At 40.1% G+C, this 21,763-nt stretch carries 27 protein-coding genes and 1 pseudogene; 5 read left to right on the forward strand and 23 right to left on the reverse strand.

All coding sequences use genetic code 11. The features are described 5' to 3' along the window. The first annotated feature begins 190 nt into the window (after nt 1-190). From PSF28_RS00790 to PSF28_RS00800, 3 genes are read left to right on the forward strand one after another with little or no spacing between them, the layout of a single operon-like run. Nucleotides 191-1,084 (forward strand): dihydrodipicolinate synthase family protein, encoded by an 894-nt coding sequence (locus PSF28_RS00790; protein ID WP_210840057.1) that lies wholly within the window; start codon nt 191-193, stop codon nt 1,082-1,084. Nucleotides 1,085-1,135: 51 nt separating this feature from the next. After that, nucleotides 1,136-2,449, forward strand: a complete 1,314-nt coding sequence (locus tag PSF28_RS00795; protein WP_004909506.1) for an MFS transporter — start codon at nt 1,136-1,138, stop codon at nt 2,447-2,449. 24 nt (nt 2,450-2,473) lie between these two features. Beyond that, on the forward strand, nt 2,474-4,069 hold the full coding sequence (locus PSF28_RS00800) for a UxaA family hydrolase (RefSeq protein ID WP_272684461.1): 1,596 nt from the start codon (nt 2,474-2,476) through the stop codon (nt 4,067-4,069). Between the two features lie 66 nt (nt 4,070-4,135). Here PSF28_RS00800 and ycaO read toward each other — a convergent pair whose 3' ends face one another. Then, the gene (gene ycaO / locus PSF28_RS00805) at nt 4,136-5,890 is read right to left on the reverse strand and encodes a 30S ribosomal protein S12 methylthiotransferase accessory factor YcaO (protein WP_210840055.1); all 1,755 of its coding nucleotides are present in this window, start codon (nt 5,888-5,890) and stop codon (nt 4,136-4,138) included. A 194-nt stretch (nt 5,891-6,084) separates the two neighbouring features. Between ycaO and ansB the strand changes: the two genes are divergently transcribed. Next, a complete protein-coding gene (ansB, locus tag PSF28_RS00810) occupies nt 6,085-7,128 on the forward strand; it encodes an L-asparaginase 2 (RefSeq protein WP_109911037.1) in 1,044 nt (347 codons plus the stop codon). A 97-nt stretch (nt 7,129-7,225) separates the two neighbouring features. On the opposite strand, the gene PSF28_RS00815 is transcribed toward ansB, so the two are convergent. Next, nucleotides 7,226-8,020 (reverse strand): SDR family NAD(P)-dependent oxidoreductase, encoded by a 795-nt coding sequence (locus PSF28_RS00815; RefSeq protein WP_210840054.1) that lies wholly within the window; start codon nt 8,018-8,020, stop codon nt 7,226-7,228. A gap of 563 nt (nt 8,021-8,583) precedes the next feature. Between PSF28_RS00815 and chiP the strand changes: the two genes are divergently transcribed. Further along, on the forward strand, nt 8,584-9,981 hold the full coding sequence (chiP, locus tag PSF28_RS00820) for a chitoporin ChiP (protein WP_210840053.1): 1,398 nt from the start codon (nt 8,584-8,586) through the stop codon (nt 9,979-9,981). Nucleotides 9,982-10,158: 177 nt separating this feature from the next. Here chiP and PSF28_RS00825 read toward each other — a convergent pair whose 3' ends face one another. From PSF28_RS00825 to PSF28_RS00930, 21 genes and pseudogenes are all read right to left on the reverse strand, one after another. After that, nucleotides 10,159-10,692 carry a bactofilin family protein gene (locus tag PSF28_RS00825; protein ID WP_247601756.1) on the reverse strand — a complete coding sequence of 178 codons (534 nt, stop codon included), beginning with the start codon at nt 10,690-10,692 and terminating at the stop codon, nt 10,159-10,161. Nucleotides 10,693-11,333: 641 nt separating this feature from the next. Continuing rightward, the gene (gene fur, locus PSF28_RS00830) at nt 11,334-11,783 is read right to left on the reverse strand and encodes a ferric iron uptake transcriptional regulator (protein WP_004256285.1); all 450 of its coding nucleotides are present in this window, start codon (nt 11,781-11,783) and stop codon (nt 11,334-11,336) included. Between the two features lie 269 nt (nt 11,784-12,052). Beyond that, the gene (fldA, locus tag PSF28_RS00835; RefSeq protein ID WP_004256261.1) at nt 12,053-12,580 is read right to left on the reverse strand and encodes a flavodoxin FldA; all 528 of its coding nucleotides are present in this window, start codon (nt 12,578-12,580) and stop codon (nt 12,053-12,055) included. A gap of 154 nt (nt 12,581-12,734) precedes the next feature. Beyond that, nucleotides 12,735-13,028 carry a LexA regulated protein gene (ybfE, locus tag PSF28_RS00840; RefSeq protein ID WP_004909532.1) on the reverse strand — a complete coding sequence of 98 codons (294 nt, stop codon included), beginning with the start codon at nt 13,026-13,028 and terminating at the stop codon, nt 12,735-12,737. Between the two features lie 169 nt (nt 13,029-13,197). After that, nucleotides 13,198-13,428, reverse strand: a pseudogene (locus PSF28_RS00845) (type I secretion system permease/ATPase); the annotation flags it as partial. A 33-nt stretch (nt 13,429-13,461) separates the two neighbouring features. Continuing rightward, complete coding sequence (locus tag PSF28_RS00850; RefSeq protein ID WP_272684462.1) at nt 13,462-14,508, reverse strand: tyrosine-type recombinase/integrase; 1,047 nt, start codon at nt 14,506-14,508, stop codon at nt 13,462-13,464. A gap of 640 nt (nt 14,509-15,148) precedes the next feature. After that, complete coding sequence (locus PSF28_RS00860) at nt 15,149-15,472, reverse strand: phage protein NinX family protein (RefSeq protein ID WP_272684464.1); 324 nt, start codon at nt 15,470-15,472, stop codon at nt 15,149-15,151. Next, nucleotides 15,465-15,644, reverse strand: a complete 180-nt coding sequence (locus tag PSF28_RS00865) for a hypothetical protein (RefSeq protein WP_272684465.1) — start codon at nt 15,642-15,644, stop codon at nt 15,465-15,467. Before PSF28_RS00865 ends, PSF28_RS00860 begins: the two co-directional genes overlap by 8 nt. Before the next feature lie 157 nt (nt 15,645-15,801). Further along, a complete protein-coding gene (locus PSF28_RS00870) occupies nt 15,802-16,095 on the reverse strand; it encodes a hypothetical protein (RefSeq protein ID WP_272684466.1) in 294 nt (97 codons plus the stop codon). Continuing rightward, the gene (locus tag PSF28_RS00875; RefSeq protein ID WP_198634987.1) at nt 16,088-16,291 is read right to left on the reverse strand and encodes a hypothetical protein; all 204 of its coding nucleotides are present in this window, start codon (nt 16,289-16,291) and stop codon (nt 16,088-16,090) included. The genes PSF28_RS00870 and PSF28_RS00875 overlap by 8 nt, the downstream gene beginning before the upstream one ends. After that, nucleotides 16,291-16,593: a hypothetical protein gene (locus tag PSF28_RS00880; protein WP_272684467.1), complete on the reverse strand. Its 303-nt coding sequence runs from the start codon at nt 16,591-16,593 to the stop codon at nt 16,291-16,293. The genes PSF28_RS00875 and PSF28_RS00880 overlap by 1 nt, the downstream gene beginning before the upstream one ends. A 281-nt stretch (nt 16,594-16,874) precedes the next feature. After that, nucleotides 16,875-17,033: a hook protein gene (locus tag PSF28_RS00885; RefSeq protein WP_272684468.1), complete on the reverse strand. Its 159-nt coding sequence runs from the start codon at nt 17,031-17,033 to the stop codon at nt 16,875-16,877. 89 nt (nt 17,034-17,122) lie between these two features. Next, nucleotides 17,123-17,677, reverse strand: a complete 555-nt coding sequence (locus PSF28_RS00890; RefSeq protein ID WP_272684469.1) for a hypothetical protein — start codon at nt 17,675-17,677, stop codon at nt 17,123-17,125. Nucleotides 17,678-17,689: 12 nt separating this feature from the next. Next, the gene (locus PSF28_RS00895; RefSeq protein ID WP_272684470.1) at nt 17,690-18,142 is read right to left on the reverse strand and encodes a single-stranded DNA-binding protein; all 453 of its coding nucleotides are present in this window, start codon (nt 18,140-18,142) and stop codon (nt 17,690-17,692) included. Then, nucleotides 18,135-18,710 (reverse strand): hypothetical protein, encoded by a 576-nt coding sequence (locus tag PSF28_RS00900; protein ID WP_125892512.1) that lies wholly within the window; start codon nt 18,708-18,710, stop codon nt 18,135-18,137. Before PSF28_RS00900 ends, PSF28_RS00895 begins: the two co-directional genes overlap by 8 nt. Next, on the reverse strand, nt 18,710-19,534 hold the full coding sequence (locus tag PSF28_RS00905) for a PD-(D/E)XK nuclease-like domain-containing protein (protein WP_272684471.1): 825 nt from the start codon (nt 19,532-19,534) through the stop codon (nt 18,710-18,712). Before PSF28_RS00905 ends, PSF28_RS00900 begins: the two co-directional genes overlap by 1 nt. Next, nucleotides 19,531-19,737: a hypothetical protein gene (locus tag PSF28_RS00910; protein ID WP_272684472.1), complete on the reverse strand. Its 207-nt coding sequence runs from the start codon at nt 19,735-19,737 to the stop codon at nt 19,531-19,533. Before PSF28_RS00910 ends, PSF28_RS00905 begins: the two co-directional genes overlap by 4 nt. Beyond that, complete coding sequence (locus tag PSF28_RS00915) at nt 19,734-19,967, reverse strand: hypothetical protein (RefSeq protein ID WP_272684473.1); 234 nt, start codon at nt 19,965-19,967, stop codon at nt 19,734-19,736. Before PSF28_RS00915 ends, PSF28_RS00910 begins: the two co-directional genes overlap by 4 nt. Beyond that, nucleotides 19,915-20,085: a hypothetical protein gene (locus PSF28_RS00920; RefSeq protein ID WP_272684474.1), complete on the reverse strand. Its 171-nt coding sequence runs from the start codon at nt 20,083-20,085 to the stop codon at nt 19,915-19,917. Before PSF28_RS00920 ends, PSF28_RS00915 begins: the two co-directional genes overlap by 53 nt. 128 nt (nt 20,086-20,213) lie before the next feature. Continuing rightward, entirely contained in the window at nt 20,214-21,209 is a 996-nt protein-coding gene (locus tag PSF28_RS00925; RefSeq protein WP_272684475.1) for a cell envelope biogenesis protein TolA, read from the reverse strand. Between the two features lie 64 nt (nt 21,210-21,273). Then, on the reverse strand, nt 21,274-21,762 hold the full coding sequence (locus PSF28_RS00930; RefSeq protein ID WP_272684476.1) for a hypothetical protein: 489 nt from the start codon (nt 21,760-21,762) through the stop codon (nt 21,274-21,276). Nucleotide 21,763 lies beyond the last annotated feature (1 nt).

Genomic DNA, 21,763 nt, shown 5'->3' on the forward strand with positions numbered 1-21,763 from the left:
AGTATTCTTTAGTTAGCTTTATGGCCATTTAATCCCTTCAAATACCTTTTTAATCAAATCATTACATAAAATTTTTATATGAATTGGATGAATTTGACTCAATCAATGATTCATGATTTCTTGTTATTGGTTTTTATTTATGAATGAAGTTTGTATATATGAACAAAAAGTTTATGAGGAGATTATCAGTATGGAAAGTCGTTATATCACTCCAGTAGTGACCATCTTTGATGACAAAGGTCGAGTGGATATAGAACAAAATATACGTGTTTATGACTCATTGAAGGGCAAAGTTTCCGGTTTTGTCGCTATGGGAAGCACGGGGGAGTTTTTTGCGCTCAATATGCAGAGCTCAAAAACACTAATCGACCTATGTGGTCGTTATCCCAAGGAGGAAATGCGTGTTTATGCAGGGGCAAGCCGCCTTGATGTGGAAGAATCGATTGAATTGGCTAACTATGCATATGAAAAAGGAATCGATGGGGTGATGATCATTAGCCCATATTATTTCCCGCTAGATGATGAAGGTGTTTTCCGTTTTTACAGTACGATAGCAGCAAAAACATCTGCTAACATTTTCATTTATAACTTTCCTGAACGAACAGGTTATTCTGTCTCCCCGGATGTTTGCCTGCGTTTAGCGGATAAATATCCCAATATCATCGGATTGAAAGATACCATTCCTGACACGACTCATACCGCCCAGGTGATTGAAACGGTGAAATCACGCTTGCCCCATTTTGAGGTATACGCAGGTTACGATAATAACTTTGCTCATGTGGTGTTATCGGGGGGAAATGGGTGCATTGGTGGGCTTTCAAATATTGTGCCGCAATTTTTTGCATCGTGGATGCAGGCGTTTACCCAAGGTGATTTAGCATTAGTGGCAAAACACCAGCAACGAGTAGACCAATTGATGGCTATATATGGTGTCAATGCACCATTTATCCCAACCTTTAAGAAAGCGTTGCAGCTAAAAGGTGTGGTTAATTCAGACTATTGTACAGCACCATTTATTGGGTTGAACAATATACAGATTGAGCAACTTCAGCAGTTGTTAACCCTTGCTGATTCACCGCTCTGACCTTTCCTAAATCAAACACAATAGAACATCTTACCAACAGGGAAAAATATCATGGCGACCACTAAAGCTTATAACAATCCTGTTTTAAATTCTGCGATAGCCAAATCGTGGAAACGTTTAGTACCCCTGATGTTTATTTTGTATTTTGTTGCATTTATTGACCGAGTCAATGTGGGGTTTGCGAAAGATGCAATGCAAGTCGACATTGGTTTATCTGATTCTGCGTTTGCTTTTGGTGCCGGTATTTTCTTTGCGGCATATGCATTATTTGGTATTCCCGCTAACTTAATTTTAAACAAAATTGGTGCACAAAAGTGGCTGAGTATTACCACGGTAATTTGGGGCGTTCTGTCGGCAATGACCGGTTTTGTCACCAATGAAACGCAATTTATTGTTTTGCGTTTCTTGTTGGGACTTGGGGAAGCTGGTTTTTATCCAGGAATTCTATTACTAGCCTCAATTTATTTTCCCAATAATGTACGTGGGTCTGTAATTGGGATCTTTGTTCTAGGTGTACCTTTGGCATTGACATTGGGCTCGCCATTATCAGGTGCGTTACTGGAATTGCATGGCTGGTTAGGTCGGCCGGGTTGGTTCTGGATGTTTGTCATTGAAGGACTTCCTGCCGTTGTGATTGGTATTTTTGCTTTCTTTTATTTGGATGATAGCCCTGAAAAAGCCCGTTTTTTAACCGAAGAAGAGAAAAAAGCGCTAACTGAGCAATTAGCCAAAGAAAATGCAAAAACTGAAACCACATCGGTATTATCTGCACTAAAAAATATCAAAGTTTGGCACCTTGCACTGATTTACGGCACGATTCAAATTTCAGTATACGGTTTGATGTTCTTTCTGCCTTCCCAAGTTGCGTCCTTAATGGGAGAAAGTTTAGGCTTTAAACAATCCTTAGTTGCTGCCATACCTTGGGCTTGTTCTGCATTCGGAGTGTATTACATTCCTCGCTTTGCTGACCGCCATCCAACTCGTCGCATCGAAATTTCAGTACTGTGTATGTTAGCCGCAGCATTAGGTTTGGCATTGTCAGCATTTGCTAGCCCTGTTTTTGCTATTGCAGCATTATGTTTAAGTGCTGTTGGTTTTTTATCCGTTCAACCCGTGTTTTGGACGTTTCCTCCTCAGTTATTAAGCGGCCCTGCACTAGCAGCAGGAATTGGTTTCTGTACCACCATGGGGGCATTTTGTTCATTCCTCGCACCAATCATTCGCGTGGAAGTCGATAAAATGATGAATAGCAATACTGCGGGTATCGTGACATTAGCGGTGATCACAGTAGGTTGTGCCGTCTTAATCGCATTACTTAAAAAAAACACACATAACAAGAATCTCAACGCATTGTCATCTAACTAATGACAATTTTTAGGAAGGTGTGACATGCAAAAAATTCTCAAAATTGATGAGAGCGACAACCTAATTGTTGCCTTAAAAGACCTGCAAGCAGGGGATATTTATCACTGGGGAAGTGAAGACGTGACCCTCGTGACTGATGTTAAAGCAAAGCATAAATTTGCCATGGAAGCGATACCCGTTGATGGCATTGTTTCTATGTATGGCACAGCAGTAGGAAAAGCAACAAAGCCAATTGCAAAAGGTGAAGTTATCACAGTCGATAATATTCGCCACTATGCAGCCCCAGTTTCTTTAGAACAAGACGCACCGTACGAGTGGAATGCACCTGATGTATCTACATATCAAGGACGCACATTTAAAGGCTATGTACGTGAGGATGGGCGAGTGGGAACCGCAAATTACTGGTTAATTTTTCCATTGGTATTTTGTGAAAACCGCAATGTAATAAAACTTACAGATGCCTTAAATGAAGCATTAGGTTATACCAACAATAGTTTGAAAAACTTTGCGTTGGATTTAACCGCAGGGGAGCAAGGGGGAACTGTAAAACCTAAATTATTCCCACATATAGAAGGTGTCCGTTGTATTACGGTCACGAGTGGTTGTGGTGGAGCGACCTCTGACAGTAAAACGATGTGTGATGTGCTTGCTGCTTATGCGGACCACCCTAATGTCATCGGTATTACGGTATTCAGTTTGGGCTGTGAGAAAGCACAGCGTAAAATGTTTAAAGAGTCACTTGCTGCTCGTAACCTCAATTTTGCTAAACCTGCACTTTACTTTCGCCAGCAAGAGTGGAGTAGCGAAGAAGAAATGATGCAAACAGCGTTGAAGCAAACCTATGAGTTCATGAAGGCCGTCATACCGCAATCTCGTGTGGATGTTCCGTTGTCTCATTTAAAACTCGGTGTGAAATGTGGCGCTTCTGACGGTTTTTCAGGGATCTCGGGTAACCCTGCGATGGGGCTAGTTTCTGATTGGCTAGTGACTTTGGGGGGCGCATCAGGGTTAGCTGAATTCCCTGAATTGTGTGGTGCAGAAGGGGATATGGTGAAACGGTGTGTCTCTTTTGAGGATAAGAAAAAATTCTTAGATTTGATGGAACGTTATGAAAAAACAGCGAATTTCTTTAATACTACCATTGCCGATAACCCAAGCCCCGGCAATATTGCAGACGGGCTAATAACCGATGCGATTAAATCGACTGGAGCGGCTAAAAAAGGCGGAACTTCACCGATTAGTGCAGTGTGTGACTATGCAGAGCCTATGCCTGACAGTGGGTTATCCTTAGTTTGTACGCCAGGTAATGATGTTGATGCAGTCACAGGACTTGTTGCTGCAGGGTGTAATGTGGTTATTTTCTCAACAGGGCTTGGCACTCCTACAGGGAACCCGATTGTACCTGTTTTAAAAATATCGACGAATAGTGCCATTGCTGAGCGTCTATCAGACATAATTGATTATGATTGCGGGCCAATTATTGATGGGGTTCCATTACCGACAATCAGTAAAGGGCTATTTGAACGGGTAATTGATACGGCAAGCGGTGACTATCAGGTCCAAGCGGATCGCCTAGAACAGTTTGATTTCTTATTATGGAAACGGTCATTGGATTTATAATTAATATAAACCAATAAATGTAAAAATGTTGACGGGGCAAGTTCCCCGTCAACGATTTAATTCACATTATGCATTATCACGCTTTGCTTTTTGCAGCTTTTCATAAGCTGCCAGCAAGGCTTGATGCGCAGGAAGTGCTTTAAGTTCTTCGTCGATAGACCACAAGCCATAGAAGCATGATTCCCCAGCGATAGCGGCTGATGCAGCATCTACTGCCTCTTGCCCATACATACGCACAAATGCGTTGTAGTATTGCGCAGGGGCACGTTCTTCTTCTTGAGATAACAACAACAGGGTTTGCAAGCAACGATAATAATTTGCACGCTCGGCAGTAAATACTGAGCTATTGAAGTCTTGTGTCCATTCAACCCAAGCAAGTGCTTGTTCAAGATCACCGCCAGCTAGTGCCAGCATGGATTTTAACTCACCAATACGCAGGTTACTCCACCCATTGTCTTTACCTACTGCCAAACCAAGTAATTCACGAACACGGATAAAATCATCTAAACCGTCGTCATCTAATTGCTCGATAAGGGCAAGATAGTCTTGTTTTTCCCATTGGCTATCAGGTAGGTTGATAATGGTGTCACGTAAATAAGCGCCCATCGCGTTATTGGCGATATGTAAGTCTTCAACTGGGTAAATATCAGACATTCCCGGGACTAAAATACGGCAAGCATAGACACCCAAGTGGTTATAATCTGCAATATAGACTTCAGCATCTAATGTATTGAAAATACTGATAAGTGTTGCAAACTCTTCTTGGGTTGTACCTTTAAAGTTCCAATCTGCAAAGGCATAATCGGCATCATCTTTAAACAGATCCCAGCTAATTAAACCGCTTGAATCAATAAAGTGAGTTTCAAGATTCGTGTGCTCTGCCACTTCTTCGTCATCAAAGGTCGGTGCATTAAACACATCGAGGTCTTTTAAGCCACGACCTTGCAGTAATTCCGTGACGGTACGCTCAAGGGCAACACCAAAGTCAGGGTGAGCACCAAATGAGGCAAAGCAAGTCCCATTTTGTGGGTTAAACAACACCACACAAATTACAGGGTATTGGCCACCGAGTGATGCGTCATAACAGAAAATTGGAAAACCTTCTTTTTCTAAGGTTTCAACCGCTTCAACTACCGCAGGGTAGCGTGCCATGACGTCTGCAGGGATAGCCGGTAGGCTAATACTTTCAGCAATGATTTTATTTTTTACAAAGCGTTCAAAGACTTCGGAAAGGCCTTGTACACGAGCTTCGTTGGCTGTATTGCCCGCAGACATTCCGTTAGAAACATAGAGGTTGCCAACAATATTCATTGGAATATATACGGTTTGGTTGTCTGATTGACGGGTAAATGGCAGTGCACAAATACCGCGTTCTTCATTGCCAGATTGCAAGTCAATTAATTGGCTTGCGGCTAAGGCGTTGTCGGGGTCATAAAACTTAATCAAACGATTGTCTAATAACCCTTCAGGTAAGCTATCATCTTCGGTTAATGGGAACCATTTTTCATTAGGGTAGTGGACAAAATCCCCTTCAGCAATAGATTTACCTAGGTAGAAATCCGCAAAGAAGTAATTCGTTGATAAACGCTCAAAATACTCACCAAGCGCTGAGGCTAATGCAGCTTTCTTGCTCGCCCCTTTACCATTAGTAAAGCAAAGTGGGCACGCTTTATCGCGGATATGTACAGACCAAACGTTAGGTACAGGGTTTAACCAAGAGGCTTCTTCAATATCAAACCCTAATTTCTTTAATTTGGTTTGAAATGCATCAATGGAATCTTCAAGAGCGGCATCTTTGCCGGGAATAAAAGTTTGGCTCATTGTCAGTCACTTGTGAATAGAGTGTTTCAAACGGGCTATGATACGGATTTTTGCTGCAAGCCTCACGCTTTTTATTCATTCATAGATAAATCATCTTAAAATTCATTATTTATCCTAAAATAATTGTATAGGTCACATAAAATTCAGCACAATTCCACATAATAACCGAAGTTTATTAATGAAAGGAAAATAGGATGAAAAACAGAAATAAAGCGCTTTTGGCGACATTGGTTTCACTGTTTGCCGTATCCGCTATCGCTCAACCGAATATTACGGTATTGGCGACGGGGGGAACGATAGCAGGTGGTGGTGATTCAGCCACATCCTCCAGTTACCAAGCGGGTAAAGTAGGGATTGATGCTTTAATTAATGCGGTGCCAGAAACCAAAAAAATCGCTAATTTAAGCGGTGAGCAATTGGTGAATATTGGTTCGCAAGATATGAATGACCAAGTTTGGCTGGCACTGGCGAAAAAAATTAACCAAGACTGTGATAAAACAGATGGTTTTGTAATCACTCACGGTACTGATACTTTAGAAGAAACGGCATTCTTCCTTGATTTAACCACGCAATGTAAAAAGCCCATTGTCTTGGTTGGTGCAATGCGACCGTCAACGGCTTTAGGCGCTGACGGTCCTTTGAACCTGTATAATGCAGTCGTTTTAGCGACGGATAAGTCTGCTGGAGAGCGCGGTGTTTTGATGGCAATGAACGATAAAGTCGTGCAAGGCCGTAATGTGATGAAAATGAGCACCACTGAAGTACAAGCGTTTGATGCCGTTAATAGTGGGGCAGAAGGCTTTATTCATGATGGTAAAGTTACTTATTTCCAAGCAGCGCAACCTCGTAGTGACAAAGCGGCATTCGACGTCAGTAAGCTCGAAAAGCTCCCTGCGGTAGGTATCGTTTATAACTATGCCAATGCATCAGCAGCTCCTGTGAAAGCCTTGAGAGAAGAAGGGGTTGAAGGAATTGTAAGCGCGGGTGTGGGTAACGGTAATATGTATAAGACTGTCTTTGACGCTTTAGCAAAAGCAGCGAAAGAAGACGTGGTTGTCGTTCGCTCAAGCCGTGTACCAACAGGGTATACGACAAGAAATGCCGAAGTGGATGATAACTTATATGGTTTTGTTGCTTCAGAAAGGTTAAATCCGCAAAAAGCGCGCGTATTGCTGCAATTAGCCTTAACTCAGACTAAAGATCCTCAGCAAATTCAGGCATTATTCGAAAAATATTAATTATCAAAACGAGTATTTATTTCATACAGCGGGGTGCAGTAGCCTGTACCCCGTTAGTTTTGCTGTGACAATAAGGCAATATTATTGAATGCTCGAATTACACAATGTCATCGATAACGCCACCATCAACACGTAAGGCTGCACCGGAAGTCGCTGAGGCTTGTTTAGAGCAGGTATAAACTACCATATTCGCGACTTCTTCGACAGTCGCTGTACGTTGGATTACAGAGCTTGGGCGGTGGGCCATTACAAACTCTTTTGCTAGGGTTTCAATCGACTTCCCAGTTCTCGCGGCTTCATCCTCCATCATATTGGCAAAACCGTCAGACAGTGTTGGTCCTGGCAAGACACTGTTTACAGTAACACCTGTGCCCGCAACAGATTTAGCGAGCCCCCGAGAAAGGGAGAGCATTGCTGTTTTAGTCACGCCATAGTGGATCATATCCGCAGGGATATTACGCGCCGATTCCGATGAGATAAAGACTACTCGACCCCAACCTTTTTTCACCATTGCAGGGAGAAGGGCTCTGGATAAACGCACAGCGGACATCACATTTGTTTGCCAGTAATTATCCCAGCTTGCATCATCCATTGTATAGAAATCTTCTGGCCCATAGATACCTGCGTTATTAACTAAAATATCAATTTCACCAATTTCGCTAAGTAGTTTATCAACGCTTTCAGAATCACTGACATCTGCGATAGCAGGAAATACTTTGGCGTTGGGTAATTCTTTTTTCAAGCGAGAAACGGCATCATTAACGCGTATATCGTTACGGCCATTAATCAAAACTTCTGCGCCACAATTCGCGAGGCCTTTAGCAATTGCATAACCAATTCCAGCTGTTGATGCACTGACTAATGCGCGTTTGCCTGTTAAGTCTATTTTCATTTACGAACTCTTTATATTGAAAAGGAGAATTCATAATAGCAAATGATAATGCGGTGCTTTTCTTATTAATGCTGTACATTTTATTTGATTATTTGTTGATAAATTTTATAGCTGTGTATGTTATTTTTCAGCATAACAACATTTATCCTAATTATTTGACTCAGCAATCTGATCTATTTTAAGGCAATTAGGTCAATGTGGTGATAGAACTTAGCGAATTCCTGCAAAATAGACGAAATTAAGGAACAATTGGTTAATTTATTGATTTTATCTTAAACACTTCTTTATATGTATTCCATACATATTCTTTATATTTATCAATCAATTACTTTTTATTTTTAGCAAGGTCATCATCGGTGATAATGACAGTTAATTAAAATTAATGTGCCGTTGATCATATTTTGGCAACAAAGCCTGTTTCTGTGTTGATAATTCGCGTTGCAAAAAATAGGCTAAATACATCGCAAGAGGTATAACTCATTGTGAATATTTAGATTTAAATGGAAAGTTAAATCGTATTTCGGCCGAAAAATAAAATTAAAAAATATTAGAGGAATACAAGAATGGTTAATAAAAATGTCAATACTGGCAGGAAATTGCTCGTCTTAAAAATTGCGATTGCGATGCTTCCTATCGGCTACCAGCCAATCATGCATGCAGAGCAATTTCTTGAAGATTCAAAACTAACTGGTGGCCTTTATTACTGGCAACGCGATCGTTCACGTAAAGATTTAGACCCAAATAGTGATAAATATAAAAAGTATGCGGATAATCTTAAACACTCAACGTTTAATGCCAGTCTCGATTTCTCATCCGGTTATTTTCAGGACATCATCGGGCTAGATTTAGCGGGTTTTACCGCTATTGAGTTATCAAATAGTGGCCCAGCTGCACCCAATGAAATCGGCTTTAGTGATGCGAAATCACGTTGGGATGAAAAATGGACTGGAGATCGTAGTGGTGTGACTTTTTATAAGGCTGCTGCAAAATTGAAATATGGCCCTTTTTGGGGGAGAGGTGGCTATATTCAGCCTACGGGGCAAACTTTACTCGCATCCCACTGGAGCTATATGCCGGGTACATATCGCGGGTTAGAGGTAGGCGGGGTGTTTGATTTTGAGCAAAATGGTGAACTCAGTATGTCCTATATGTGGACCGACCGCTATAAAGCACCTTGGTACCGTAGCATGTATGACTTCCGTGAAGCGGATGGTGAAACTGGGATCAGTTATTTACACTCAATTGGCTTTAAATATGACTTTAAAAACAATTTAGTCTTAGAAGGGGCATATGGGCAAGCTAAAAGCTATATGGATCAATATTTTGCCAAGGTTTCCTATGCAGTTCCTGTTGTTGACCGTGACTTACGTATGTCTTATCAATTTTATGGTGCAAAAGATAAGGTTTCAGGGGGGGGAGTTAACGATGTTTATGACGGTTTAGCTTGGCTGCAAGCGATGACACTCGGCTACACTTACGATGAATTTGATTTTAAATTAGAAGGAACCTATGTAAAAGCCAAAGGTAACCAAGGTTATTTCCTACAGCGGATGACCCCCGGTTGGGCAACATCAAATGGTCGTATGGACATTTGGTGGGATGGCCGTTCGGATTGGAATGCTAATAATGAAAAAGCCGTTATGGCCGGTGTCATGTATGATTTAAAAAATTGGGACTTAGCTGGATGGAAGGTTGGAACCTCATATATTTATGGATGGGATGCTAAACCAAGTACCAATAGCCAATATGCTCAGGATGTACGCTTAAAAGAAAGCGCATGGAACTTTGATATTTTATATACCGTACAGTCAGGTCGAGCAAAAGATACATTATTTAAATTGCATTTTACCAAGTATGATAACCATACAGATATTCCGAGCTATGGCGGTGGTTACGGAAATATCTTCCAAGATGAAAAAGATATTAAATTTATGGTGATGATGCCATTCACGGTATTCTAATTAGTAAAATCCTTTAGTAGCAATGGCTGCTATAAAGAAACTATAGCAGTCATTTGCCCTGATAGCTAAAGGCTTATCATATATTTTTAATATTGAATGGAATATTAAGACAAGAATAAACACTTATATTAAGAGTTAAAAACAAGGTGAATTTATTTACCTTATTTTGTTTTTTTATTACAAGGATACGTTATTTACACTTTCATTGAGTATAAGGGTATCTTGTTTTAATTTATCTTTTAATACGGTAACTTTTTCTGATTGATGGGGTGGGTTTTTAACTTGTGCTTGGCCAGATAAAATCCCCCCTTTTTTAATTGATAAACTACTGTAATGGATAGTACCGTGGATTTCCCCATTATTTTCAATACAAATAGTATCAGATAAGCATTCACCTTCAATACGACCATTAACCACCAGTTCTTTGCAGGTGATATTTCCCGTAACTTGGCCGTTTAACATAACTTTAACCGTATTTTCTTTTCCTGTTATATTTCCAATGACTTTCCCATAGATATGCACTTGCTCATTAGACGTAATATTTCCTTCAAAAATAACGTCCCTAGAGATAATCGTATTCGATTTTTCTTCACTAATAGTCGGAGTTGACAGTGTTATTTGTTCTTCTATTTTTGTAGTCACTTCAGGCTCATTACTTATAGAAGGGGACGTCGCTGTAGGCGTGGGCTTGTTTTGTCTTTTGGTGAACATTTTACTTACCTTTTTTTGATTGAAGTATACGATCAAGAACAGTATTGATAATACAAACGAAAATAAGGTGATAGACGAATAGCTAAAAAACCACCCTATTAAAGTAAGAAACCAGAAGAAAAAACTTGTATTGAGAAAAAGATAGGTTTTTTTCATCAGTTAATCTCTTACAAATTACTCAAGTACTCAATTAGTTTAGTCAATAAATGTAATTACGCATTTAAATGATGATTTAACGTTATGACTACATTTGGATCATTAACTCTCTAATTTGGAGTTGAAATTATAGTAAGGTAATTAAATAATTTTAAATAGTATGAAGTGTTTGGAATCATCTATGATGTTATTTATATACCACTTTGATATGTAAAGTATTATTCTAGATAACGGAATATATTTATCTCTGAAATAATATAAGGGTTTTAATTTGAATTGCAACTATTATAGTTTTTATAAAAATATTGCATTATTGCTAAAATACAGTGATAAATAATAGTGTTTAAGTTATTTACTAGCAATTATCACTCATCGAGTAAAAAAAGCTAATATCAATACTTAAAATAAAAAACCCTGATAAAATTGTATTATCAGGGTTTTGGCATTTTTAACCATGACGTTTCATCGACGATGGTTGAATACTATTACTCTTTTGCTTCGTGTGCGTCAGCATTGTCACGGCAATCACCATCTGCGCAATGACCATATAGATATAAACTATGGTTAGATAGTTTAATGCCATGGCGAGCAGCGATATTCTTTTGGCGGGTTTCAATGGATTCATCAGTAAACTCAATCACTTTTCCACAATCTAAACAGATTAAATGGTCATGGTGATGTTGCTGAGTTAGTTCGAATACAGATTTACCACCCTCGAAGTTGTGACGGGTTACGATACCGGCATCATCAAACTGGTTTAACACGCGGTATACAGTTGCTAACCCGATCTCTTCACCCATATCGATCAGCTTTTTATAGAGATCTTCCGCACTGACGTGGTGGCACTCAGGCTCTTGAAGTACTTCCAAAATTTTTAATCTTGGAAGAGTGACTTTGAGTCCAGCATTTTTCAATGCTTTATTGTTGTCTGTCATGCGGGTTTGTCCTGTATCTTAAATCATAAATTTAACAATAATGAGACATTTTTAACATCAATACAGTTGTCTTCTAAACTGATTTACAATTATAGGCATGGAAAATAAAAATAGAAACCATGCATTGTCTCATTATTTTGATAATCTCTTGAGAACCTATCCTATTAGGATACCTTATCGGTTATTTTAGACTACGCCACTGGCTTAGGGGGTTCATTTTGTGTAAGACAGTGGTGTAATCTATGGGTAAGGATTCTTTATGCAGTCTATCAGCCTAAAATTTCAGCTAAAGACATTTCTTCAGAGATTTGTTTTACCCATGCATCAACACGTTCATCAGTTAGCTCAGGTTGACGATCTTCATCAATAGCTAAACCAATAAAATGGTTGTCATCTGCCATGCCTTTGGATACTTCAAAGTGATAACCTTCTGTTGGCCAATGACCAACAATAACAGCACCACGTGGTTCGATAATATCGCGGATCGTACCCATAGCATCACAGAAATATTCAGCGTAGTCTTCTTGGTCTCCACAACCAAATAAGGCGACAAGTTTACCTTCGAAATCAATCTCTTCGAGAGTAGGGAAGAAATCATCCCAGTCACATTGGGCTTCACCATAATACCAAGTTGGAATACCAAGAAGTAGAATGTCAAAAGCTTCAATATCTTCTTTGCTGCATTTCGCGATATCGTGAACTTCTGCTACATCTTTGCCTAATCTTTCTTGGATCATTTTGGCAATATTTTCTGTGTTACCTGTGTCACTTCCGAAGAAAATGCCTATGACTGCCATAAAGTGATTAACCTCTTGTTTTTCTAAGAGAGCTAGAGGTGAAAATTCGCCTTCTATAGCCCGTTTAGAACGAAAATAGATAGAATATTACGCCTTATTTTGGCGAAAAAATGTTGCTAAGTCTGTCAAATTTGTGTGATTTATCAAGATAACGTTACTTGAGTATTGATGTATCAACATGTTCAAGTTGTGACATCAAAATTTCTTCGATCAATTCACTACGGCTTATATTTTTATCTTCAGCTAACTGATTCAATACCGCGACAGCGTCTTCGTTCAGTTTCAATTCAACTCTGCGCAATCCCTTCACTTTATCTCGTTTCAGTTGGTTGCGTTTGTTGATCCTCAGTTGTTCATCCCGTGATAGCGGGCTTGTTTTAGGTCGCCCAGGCCTTCGTTCCTCAGCGAACAAATCTAGTGTCGTTCGATCCGTTTGTTCTTTTGCCATGTCTATAACTGCTAAAAGGGTGTGCCAGTAATTCAGCGCGCCATGATACCCTAGCTAATCCCCTTGTGCTATAGCTTCATCAATGATGATTGGGTTTAATTGATTGTAAAATGAGCGCTTTTGGTAAAAAAGCACCACTTGCTATAAGCGTGATGCTTTTTTATTCGTATTATTGTGTCTGCTGGTGCCATAAATTGGCGTATAAACCATTTGATTTGAGTAAGTTTTCGTGGGTATCCATCTCGTGTACTTCTCCTTGGCAAATCACACATATCCTATCAGCGTGCATAATCGTATTTAGCCGATGAGCAATGCTAATGACGGTTCTTCCTTGAGTAATTAATGGCATATTCTCCATAATGGCGGCTTCTGACTCGTAATCTAAAGTTGAAGTGATTTGGAATTTTGGATGTGTAAAATTAATCGTTGTACATCAGCCAGTTAAAAGTGTTAGATGTGGCTTTTGACTGGCTTCATTCTTCGACTGTGTCGAAATTGTGACGTGCTCACTATATTTGGTTAAATGTTGACCACTAAAGTGTGCGTATTTCTGAACCATTTCTAATGTCTCCCATCCTCCCATTTCTTTAAGTACCATGAGTGGAGTTCCACTTTGTGCGTGCCAACTTGCCCATGTATGTCTGAGGTCGTGAAAAGTGAAATCAGTTATGCCAGAATCAGCTAAAGCTTGATAGTAGCATTCACGATAGTGACAACTTCTTCGTTTCCCGTCGTTTGAAAAAACATAGTCACCATCTTTTTCAATTCCATTTAGAATTTCAATGGCCACATCATTTAGCGGTACTGGTCTGGCTCTCCCTGACTTTGCATTATCAGCCGTTACATGTGCAACTCTTCTGTCTAAGTCCACGCTCTTCCACTTAAGCGATAATATCTCGCTTTTGCGCATTCCAGTAAGAATGGCGATTGACACAAAATCTTTCATCCACTTAACTTTGATGTTAGACAGTAGTAGTTCAGCCTCCCACTTCTCTAACCATCGAACCCTAACCGTTGGCTCCTTCATTCTTGGGATGTACGATGACTTTAATATCCATCCCATCTTGTGAGCCAAAGAGAAAGCACGCATAATAAACGAGCGATATCTATTTTGCGTTGCGTTGGATAGCTTCCTCTTTGTCTTTGGGTTATACAGTGGTAATGAGTTGGCTATTTCATCGCTCGTTATAGTCGATATTTTTCTACCCCTAAATATTTGCTGAAAGTAATCCGCATAGGCAAGTTTCGTTTGGTATGTTGATTGCCCTTCAGCGTCTTTTAAAGTGAGTAACATCATTTCTTCAAATGACCTATCTGGCGTTTTATCTAGCTTCTCCATCTGCCATAGGTCATGTTTTAACTTGTCATGATACTCTTGGGCTTTGACTTTATCCTCCGTGCCAGCAGGTTTTCTAATTCTTTCTCCGCTTGGTGCTGTAACGTCAACCCAGTACTTCTTGCCTCTTTTGTAGATCGGCATGTTTTTCTCCCACTACCGACTACAGCCAGCCGATAGATATTATTATCGTTAAACTGCGCCTGTTCAAACTTTTTCAGGCTTTCCTTGTTTGCACGCCATGAGCCACCAACTTTAAACATATAGTATTTCGATGGCTTTCTATAGATAGTGCCTTTTGATAAGTTCAGTAGCTTTGAGTATTCTTCTACCGTGTAATATTTGTCATCCACTATTAATCTCCTTATCTATGCTATTGACGTACCAAATTAGCCACATGATTGGTGGAAACTTTTTGTGTTCTTTTGTGAGTGTTAATTGAAACTTAGGAAGGTAATCTTTGAGTATTGCTGTGCTTTGTTTATCGCTGAGTTTTTGAGTTGCTTTAATTTGTCTCTGCATTCCCTTGCTATCTTTCTGCGTCCGTTCTCTAATATCTGCTCATTCATATCCTCTGTCTTTTATTTCTCATTGTTACCATATAAGACTTTTGACAGTTTTGAATTTCGACAGGGTAGATATTCTTTCCTATCTTTATTTTGTGATTAACGATTATTCCTGTTCTGTTGTGATTCTTTTTGCGGGCTTCCAATGCCGCATTAATAGCTATCCTTTCTGTGGGCGTGACTTCGCCGCGAATTATTAATTTCATAATTCACCTATGCTATTTTCCATTCATTAATAAATACACTTCCATAGCAATCCGATAATAACTATCACCATTAATTTCTATGCAGTGGTTATTAAATTGACGAGCTGACCAAGTGCTATTGACTCGCACCATGCTGATGCCATTCTCAATAATAATCGGCATTGCATCGGATGGATTGTTGCATGGGTCATAAGTCATACACAACCCCTTATCATCCGTGACGTATCTTTTGACTAATCCTGTATGTGCGCACCAACCGTAATTGCCGTCCGTTAACCTGATTCTTGCAACCTTTTTATTAATCTCGAAGTCAGATAGTTTGGTGTATTTATTCATTGATTAACTCCAATTCATCAGATTGATAATAATCTACAAAGCCTTCTTCGTTTTCTATGCAGATAGAAGTTGTATCGATTCCTATAATTACGCACGGTTCATCTGGCGCAATCCAATTAGAGTCATCCACTACTGGAGTGACTTTATCGCCTACTTTAAATTCATCTTCCATGAATCACCTCGCCACAAACTATCTCAACATCCCGCACATGCATTATCTGCATAGCACGGCTCTCGCATTCTTGCTGTGTGTATATTTGCTCAGATACAGGCACAGCAGAACCCTGTATTAGCATGAGTAATACATATCAGATTATTTGCATGGTTATTTACTTTTGAATTAAATCAGCACGAATATATAACGTGTCAGTTGGATGAATTCTATCTGAACACCAAGTTACATCATCACTACGTAAATTAACTGGAAATTCAGGTTTATTTTCCTCCTCTGGTTCAGGGTCTACCTGTAGCCATATTAATTCTGGTGCGGTAGGACAATTAATACTTTCTGGTAAGTTATTAATTAAACTCTCGCGTGATGCTTGCCATACATCGAATAGATTTATCGTTGATGATTTATTCTTACTGCGCCACTCTTCAAATTGCTGCCTTGATTTATCCATTATCATTAACCTGCTTTTTTAATTTATTTAATTCATACGAATAACTATTAAGTAGCATCCTATTTGTTCTGATTGCAGCCTTAACATTTTCTGCTGTCGTATTTGTTAATGACATTATTTCAGAGCCGTGCGCTTCTTCCATTTGCGCTAACAAGCAATGAAATTCAGCGGCTAATTCTGGTATTGATTTATCCATCACTCCGCCTTTCTATATCCAGCTTGATAAAGCAGGTTGGCAATATCTGTAATGTCAGTTTTTACCGCATACCCTTCAATCAATCGAATAATTTCTTTGATTTCCTTTTCTGCTATTTCCTTGCGTTTTTCATCTGCTAATTGCTTTGCTAAATCCGAGCAGTCAAAGCAAATATTTGCTGCCTGACCTTGGATTAAATTGTCTTTGCCGACATTGCCACCGCAAAGGTTGCAAACATTTTTAGGGTCTGGCTCTGGTACGATAAATTTCATAATTTGTCCGTGGTGCGTGAAATCGTTCATATTCATTCCTCTTATCGCATCTATTTAATCGATATGATTAAAATAATTCATCATTGTTTTTAATTTATGACCTATAGTTAATTTGAACTTTCTAATTATTTTTGTAGTCCTCGCCGATACTCCCTGTGTCGGCATTTTTTTATCTAGCTTCCTTGCTAAATTCCATGCCTTAACTATTCTTAAACTGCATACACAGATAAATTATAAGTTTCATTCCTGCACGTCCCCTTGCCGCTCTCTCTGGGCGGCTTTTTTTATTCATTGCATCCCTGCGAGTTAAATTAATCTTCTGTTAAATCAATAGCGTCATCAATAACACTTTGCTTAACTGCGTAATAACCATCTTCACCATTGAGCGTTATTTCTTCCGTATTGGTGTAGATGCTGATAATCGCTTGTTTCAACTTCGCGTTCTCTTCTTGTAACTGTTCAGTAGTCATATCTATCTCCTGTTTGCATCCTTGCACTGAGTAATGGTTATATCCTTTGGTTAAATCACATAGGGAAGGGTCAGAAGGGGCGGTGTGGACTACAATGATTGGAAGAATGGCAATAATTCACCTTCTTCTATTTTGTAATCTGCCCATTTACTAGCTAGTGTTTCTGGAATCGATATTGTTGATACGGTGGTAACAATTTCATTCGGCATGAGAAAAATATGCTCAGTTTCATTGCCATCATTAAGAGCGTACAAGACAAAAAAGTCAGCGGTGTCTTTTTGTTTATTGATGCAATAACCCCACCTTGGAGCCGAATGACGAACTCCGTTAACTCGCTGATATCTCTTTATTCTTGAAGTTTTCACGTCCACTGTTACATTCCCAATAGTGAAATCGATATCCGCCTGATACTTCAAGTCATTATTGTCTATAGCTATTGGAACTGCATTCTTAAACTTTTGCTCACCAATAACCGCTATTCTATCTGTAACTGAACCATATCTAGCTTTATCGCCAGTTACTGGATAATCCGCCTTCCTTAGCGTGCTGTATACCGTTTGCCAAGGCATACCTAGCTCCATGCCAACTAACTTAAGGTTTTTATGTCGAGAGTAACTTTCTATACATAATTGCGTATTATCCATGCTTGATTCCTTCTAAAACGGGATTATGTCATCATCCCAATCCATCGGTGGCTCATTCTGCGGCACTTGCTGGCGTTGCTGCTGAGGTTGTCTCGCTGGCTGTTGGCTTCCTGCCTTATTGCTGTTGCTTTCTTTTCTATTGCCTAGAATTTGGATTTCTTTGACTTTAAAAATAGTAGAGCTACGCTTTTGCCCTGTTTGCTTATCTTCCCACTCCTTGACTTCAACTTTGGCAGTGATACGCACCTGAGTTCCTTTCTGTGCGTTTCTATCCATGTATTCCGCTGAACCTCCCCAAGCTTCACAGCGAACCCAAGTGGTTTTATCAATCCATTGCCCGCTGTCATCTTTTCGAGATTCTCCAATAGCTACTGAAAACTGCATTATTGCTGAACCATTAGGAATGTAGCGCAATTCCAACCCGCCAATCCTGCCAGTAAAGTTGCATTGGTTCATATCAGCCATTAGCTTTCTCCATATCTTCCTTTCTGGCTTTGTATAGCGTTTCTAGTTTCTCTAGGCTATCTACATCGCCTGTGAATTTCTTTTTCAACCATTCGTATGAATCATCAAGTTTTTTTGAGTCCATTGAGTCAATTTCTTGATTAAATCGAGTAAGGTAATCCATGTTTGTTTTTGGTTTTTCAACCTCAAGTTTTTTAACCCGATGTTCAGCCCGCTTCCCTCGTGAAACAGAAAGCATTAGAGAAAAATCACCTTCAATGTCGCTCATTGCGTGAACTTTTATCCCACCGACAGCAACACCGCCAAACTTAACGTTCGGGTCGCCTTTGAGAGTTAGCGATTTACCAACCCATTCATGACCATTATTTCCCCAGCCATCAATTAACACTCTACGCATTGATTTTGATGGCTTATATGGGCGACCGTCATAACCAACGAGGTCGATAAATACTGGTTGGTCTTTAGAGCCTTCTCTTACTGATTTGATAGTTGCTGTTATCGGGGTGGATTGAACATCTTCAAAGTTAAGTTGATCTGACTTTGGAATGATTGTGCGTGATAAGTCCATTAGAGATACACCTCATCGTCTAAATATTCATCATCGAATAAGTAATTAGGAACATTGATTTCACTCGGCGGCAGAACTATTCCTTCAGTTCGTAGTGATTCATCATCAATGCATTCTTTAATTTTGCGTAATGCTTCGTGCATGTGCTTATAACCAAGTTCCAGCGATTCCGTGCCGATGTAATACATGCAGTTGGTATAAGGTGGTTTATTTTGAAGTGCAAAGAAGCAAAACTGGTCTAACTCAATCCCTGTAGTTAGCCTTAAAACGTACAGATAAAAGGCGGCTTGAATATGGTAGTGATATTTACCGAATGCCTGACTAAAACCTCGCTCAGTTGCATCCATGCAACTTTTGACATCAAGCGGGTAAGGGTGGGAGTCTGATAATCTATCGAACCGACATTTAAGCCTTAATCCAGTAATTGGGCATGTAGCAAACATCGATACTTCTGATTTTCCCTTTGCCGCCATGTAATCCATAAAATCGGTATTCATCTTTGCCGACTCAATCATTCGTGTGATTGTTTCTACTTCGCCATTAATTAGAATGTTGTCGGCGTTGTAGGTTTTCGCTAGCTCCTTATATTCCTTGGATGCGCGAGTTTTTATGTCTGGCTCAAGTATGAAATCCCTTTCAAATACTTCAGGCTCTAGTAATGCTGCATGAATTGCTGTTCCAATCTGTGCCGATTTACTTCCTTTAAATGGGTTAAAATACAGATTGGCAGGGCTAACACTGATGGATTTGACTGACGTTGAGCCTATCGCCTCATCTTTGTGATAGTCTTCATTACTCAGCCCGTAAATAATTCCCTCTCTCACAATAACCTCCTTTCGATTTTTGCAGCCTCAAAAAAAGCGTTCCATGCTTCATCTGATTCTTGAGTGGTCATTTTCTGTATTACCGATGAGGGAAGGGCATCATAAAACCGCTGAGCCATTTCATTAATTAGCTCATCATCCTGATTTGCTAGGTGCTCACGGTCTGGAATGGTGACGAAGTTTTCATGCTCTGAAATTCTCATGCTGCGTCCTTACGTGCGCTTAATTTGCTAACTTCAATCATGAGTTCATCCATGTATTCACGATTGACCAAGTATTCAGCTAACTCATTCATGCTCCACGGGAACAACCCTAGAACCGTTTCAAGCCCTCCGCTGGCTTCGATGTGGGTTATGTTTTTATGAGCGACGACAGGGCGGTTACGCTCGCATCGGAATGAGGATTGTTCGCTTGTTACTGTTAGTGTTTCCATGTGCACCTCTGTAATATTTCTCTGCTAACTTCATGCCTTTTTTCCATGCTGTGTTGCTGCTTTCACGCAAAGCTACGCCGCCCCATGCTTGAGCGCGGGTTAAAGTCCGTTTATTCATTTGGTTATCTCGTTAATAGAGGTAATAGAATTGCAGCCATAATGATTAATGCTGCGTAGTAATAGCTATCGCCCATGCGATGACCTCACATAGTTATTTAAAGTGTTCTGGTGTTGGTGCGGTGGGTATTAGTAATTCATTGTCATGTGGGGGATTTGGTTACTAGCAACTAGCTTAATAAATTCAGTCGCTAATTTTTCATCAAATCCGTTACTGACTAATGCTTGTAATGTTTCTTGGTTGTACTTGCGGCGATGTTCTTTATCTTCTTGACGCTTCGCATCTTCCTGACGCTTACGTTCTTCTTCTGCCAGTCGCGCTTGTTCAGCTTCATGAGCTTTCTTGCGTTCAGCTTCGATAGCGGCTTGTTTATCGCGCTCGGCTCGTTCCTGAGCCTCTTTAGCATCACGCTCTGCCTTTTCCTGAGCTTCTTTCGCTGCCTGCTCTGCACGTTGAATAGCTTCCTGCTTTTCACGCTCTGCGCGTTCTGTGGCTTCCTTTGCTTTGCGTTCGCGCTGTGCTGCTGCTTCGATTTCTTGCTGTGCTTTTTGTTCTGCTGCTAATCTTGCTTGCTCTGCTGCTTGTCGCTTTAACTCTTCTTCGTGTGCAATACGTTGGCGTTCTGCTTCGGCTTTAGCTTCTGCTAAATCACGGTCGAATTTCTCATTCATGAGCAGGGCGATTTCATGGTCTGACTCGATGCGCTCAGCAAGTGCCTTATCGAAAGCCGTATTCATCTCTAACGCTTCTTCGTGCCACGCTAACATTTGTTTTTCTGCCTCGATTCTCTCTTGCTCGGCTTCCCACTCGGTTAATGGTTGGCGAACTTTATCGCGCAATGTATCAAAACGCTCTCGTACAGTTCGGCGATTAGCATCGATTAGCTTTGGTATTTCTTTTAACTCTGCTACCAAGTCTTTACCGAGCCCATCAAGGTAAGTTTTTGATTGAGCGACTTTATAAGCCAGCGAAGCAATTTCCTTGCGACCTTTGGCGGTGCTAACATCAGGAATAAAAGAATTAACTTCTTGCTCTACTTTACGAATGATATCTTCGACGCTATCCGATGACTTAAATACTTCAATCGCCGTCGATTTCTCAATTACGACTAATTCATTTGCCATTTCCTATGTTCCTTATGTGCGTATTCCTCACTATTAATAGCGATATGAATGATTAAGTGGTGGGCTACTGCTGACCGAGGGCTTTTGCGATTGCTAAATGCGCCAACACGGCAGGGTGATTTGGTTCAATATCAATTAAATGTTTAATGACGGCGTTTTGTGCTTCTTTTCTTGTTTCGAACCCTTTGCTCCAATAAATTGCATCATTACCGCCATACGCATGATATCCATTTCCTAGGCCAGTATCCCATATAGCGAAGCTGCCAGATTTTGTATGTAATTCTTCCCAGAGGTTAAACTCTAAGTAACCTGGGAACATCATTGTTCCATCGAATTTAACATCCCGAGTATCTTCCCACATGTAATCTGCTGCCTGAATCAAAGCCTCCAATAACTCTGGTGCTGCTGCGATTAGATGGGAGTCTGCTTTCTGATTGGCTGTTGTGATATCTAAATAAACATCACCAATTGTCACGCCGTGAAAAGTTGTCATTATTTCATTGGCATTTCTTACGGTGTGTTTCCAAGGTGCTGACGTGTGCTTAAACTCCATA

Origin of the sequence: Providencia sp. PROV130 (genome assembly GCF_028482225.1) — a bacterium.
In the GTDB taxonomy this organism is placed as follows: domain Bacteria; phylum Pseudomonadota; class Gammaproteobacteria; order Enterobacterales; family Enterobacteriaceae; genus Providencia; species Providencia rettgeri.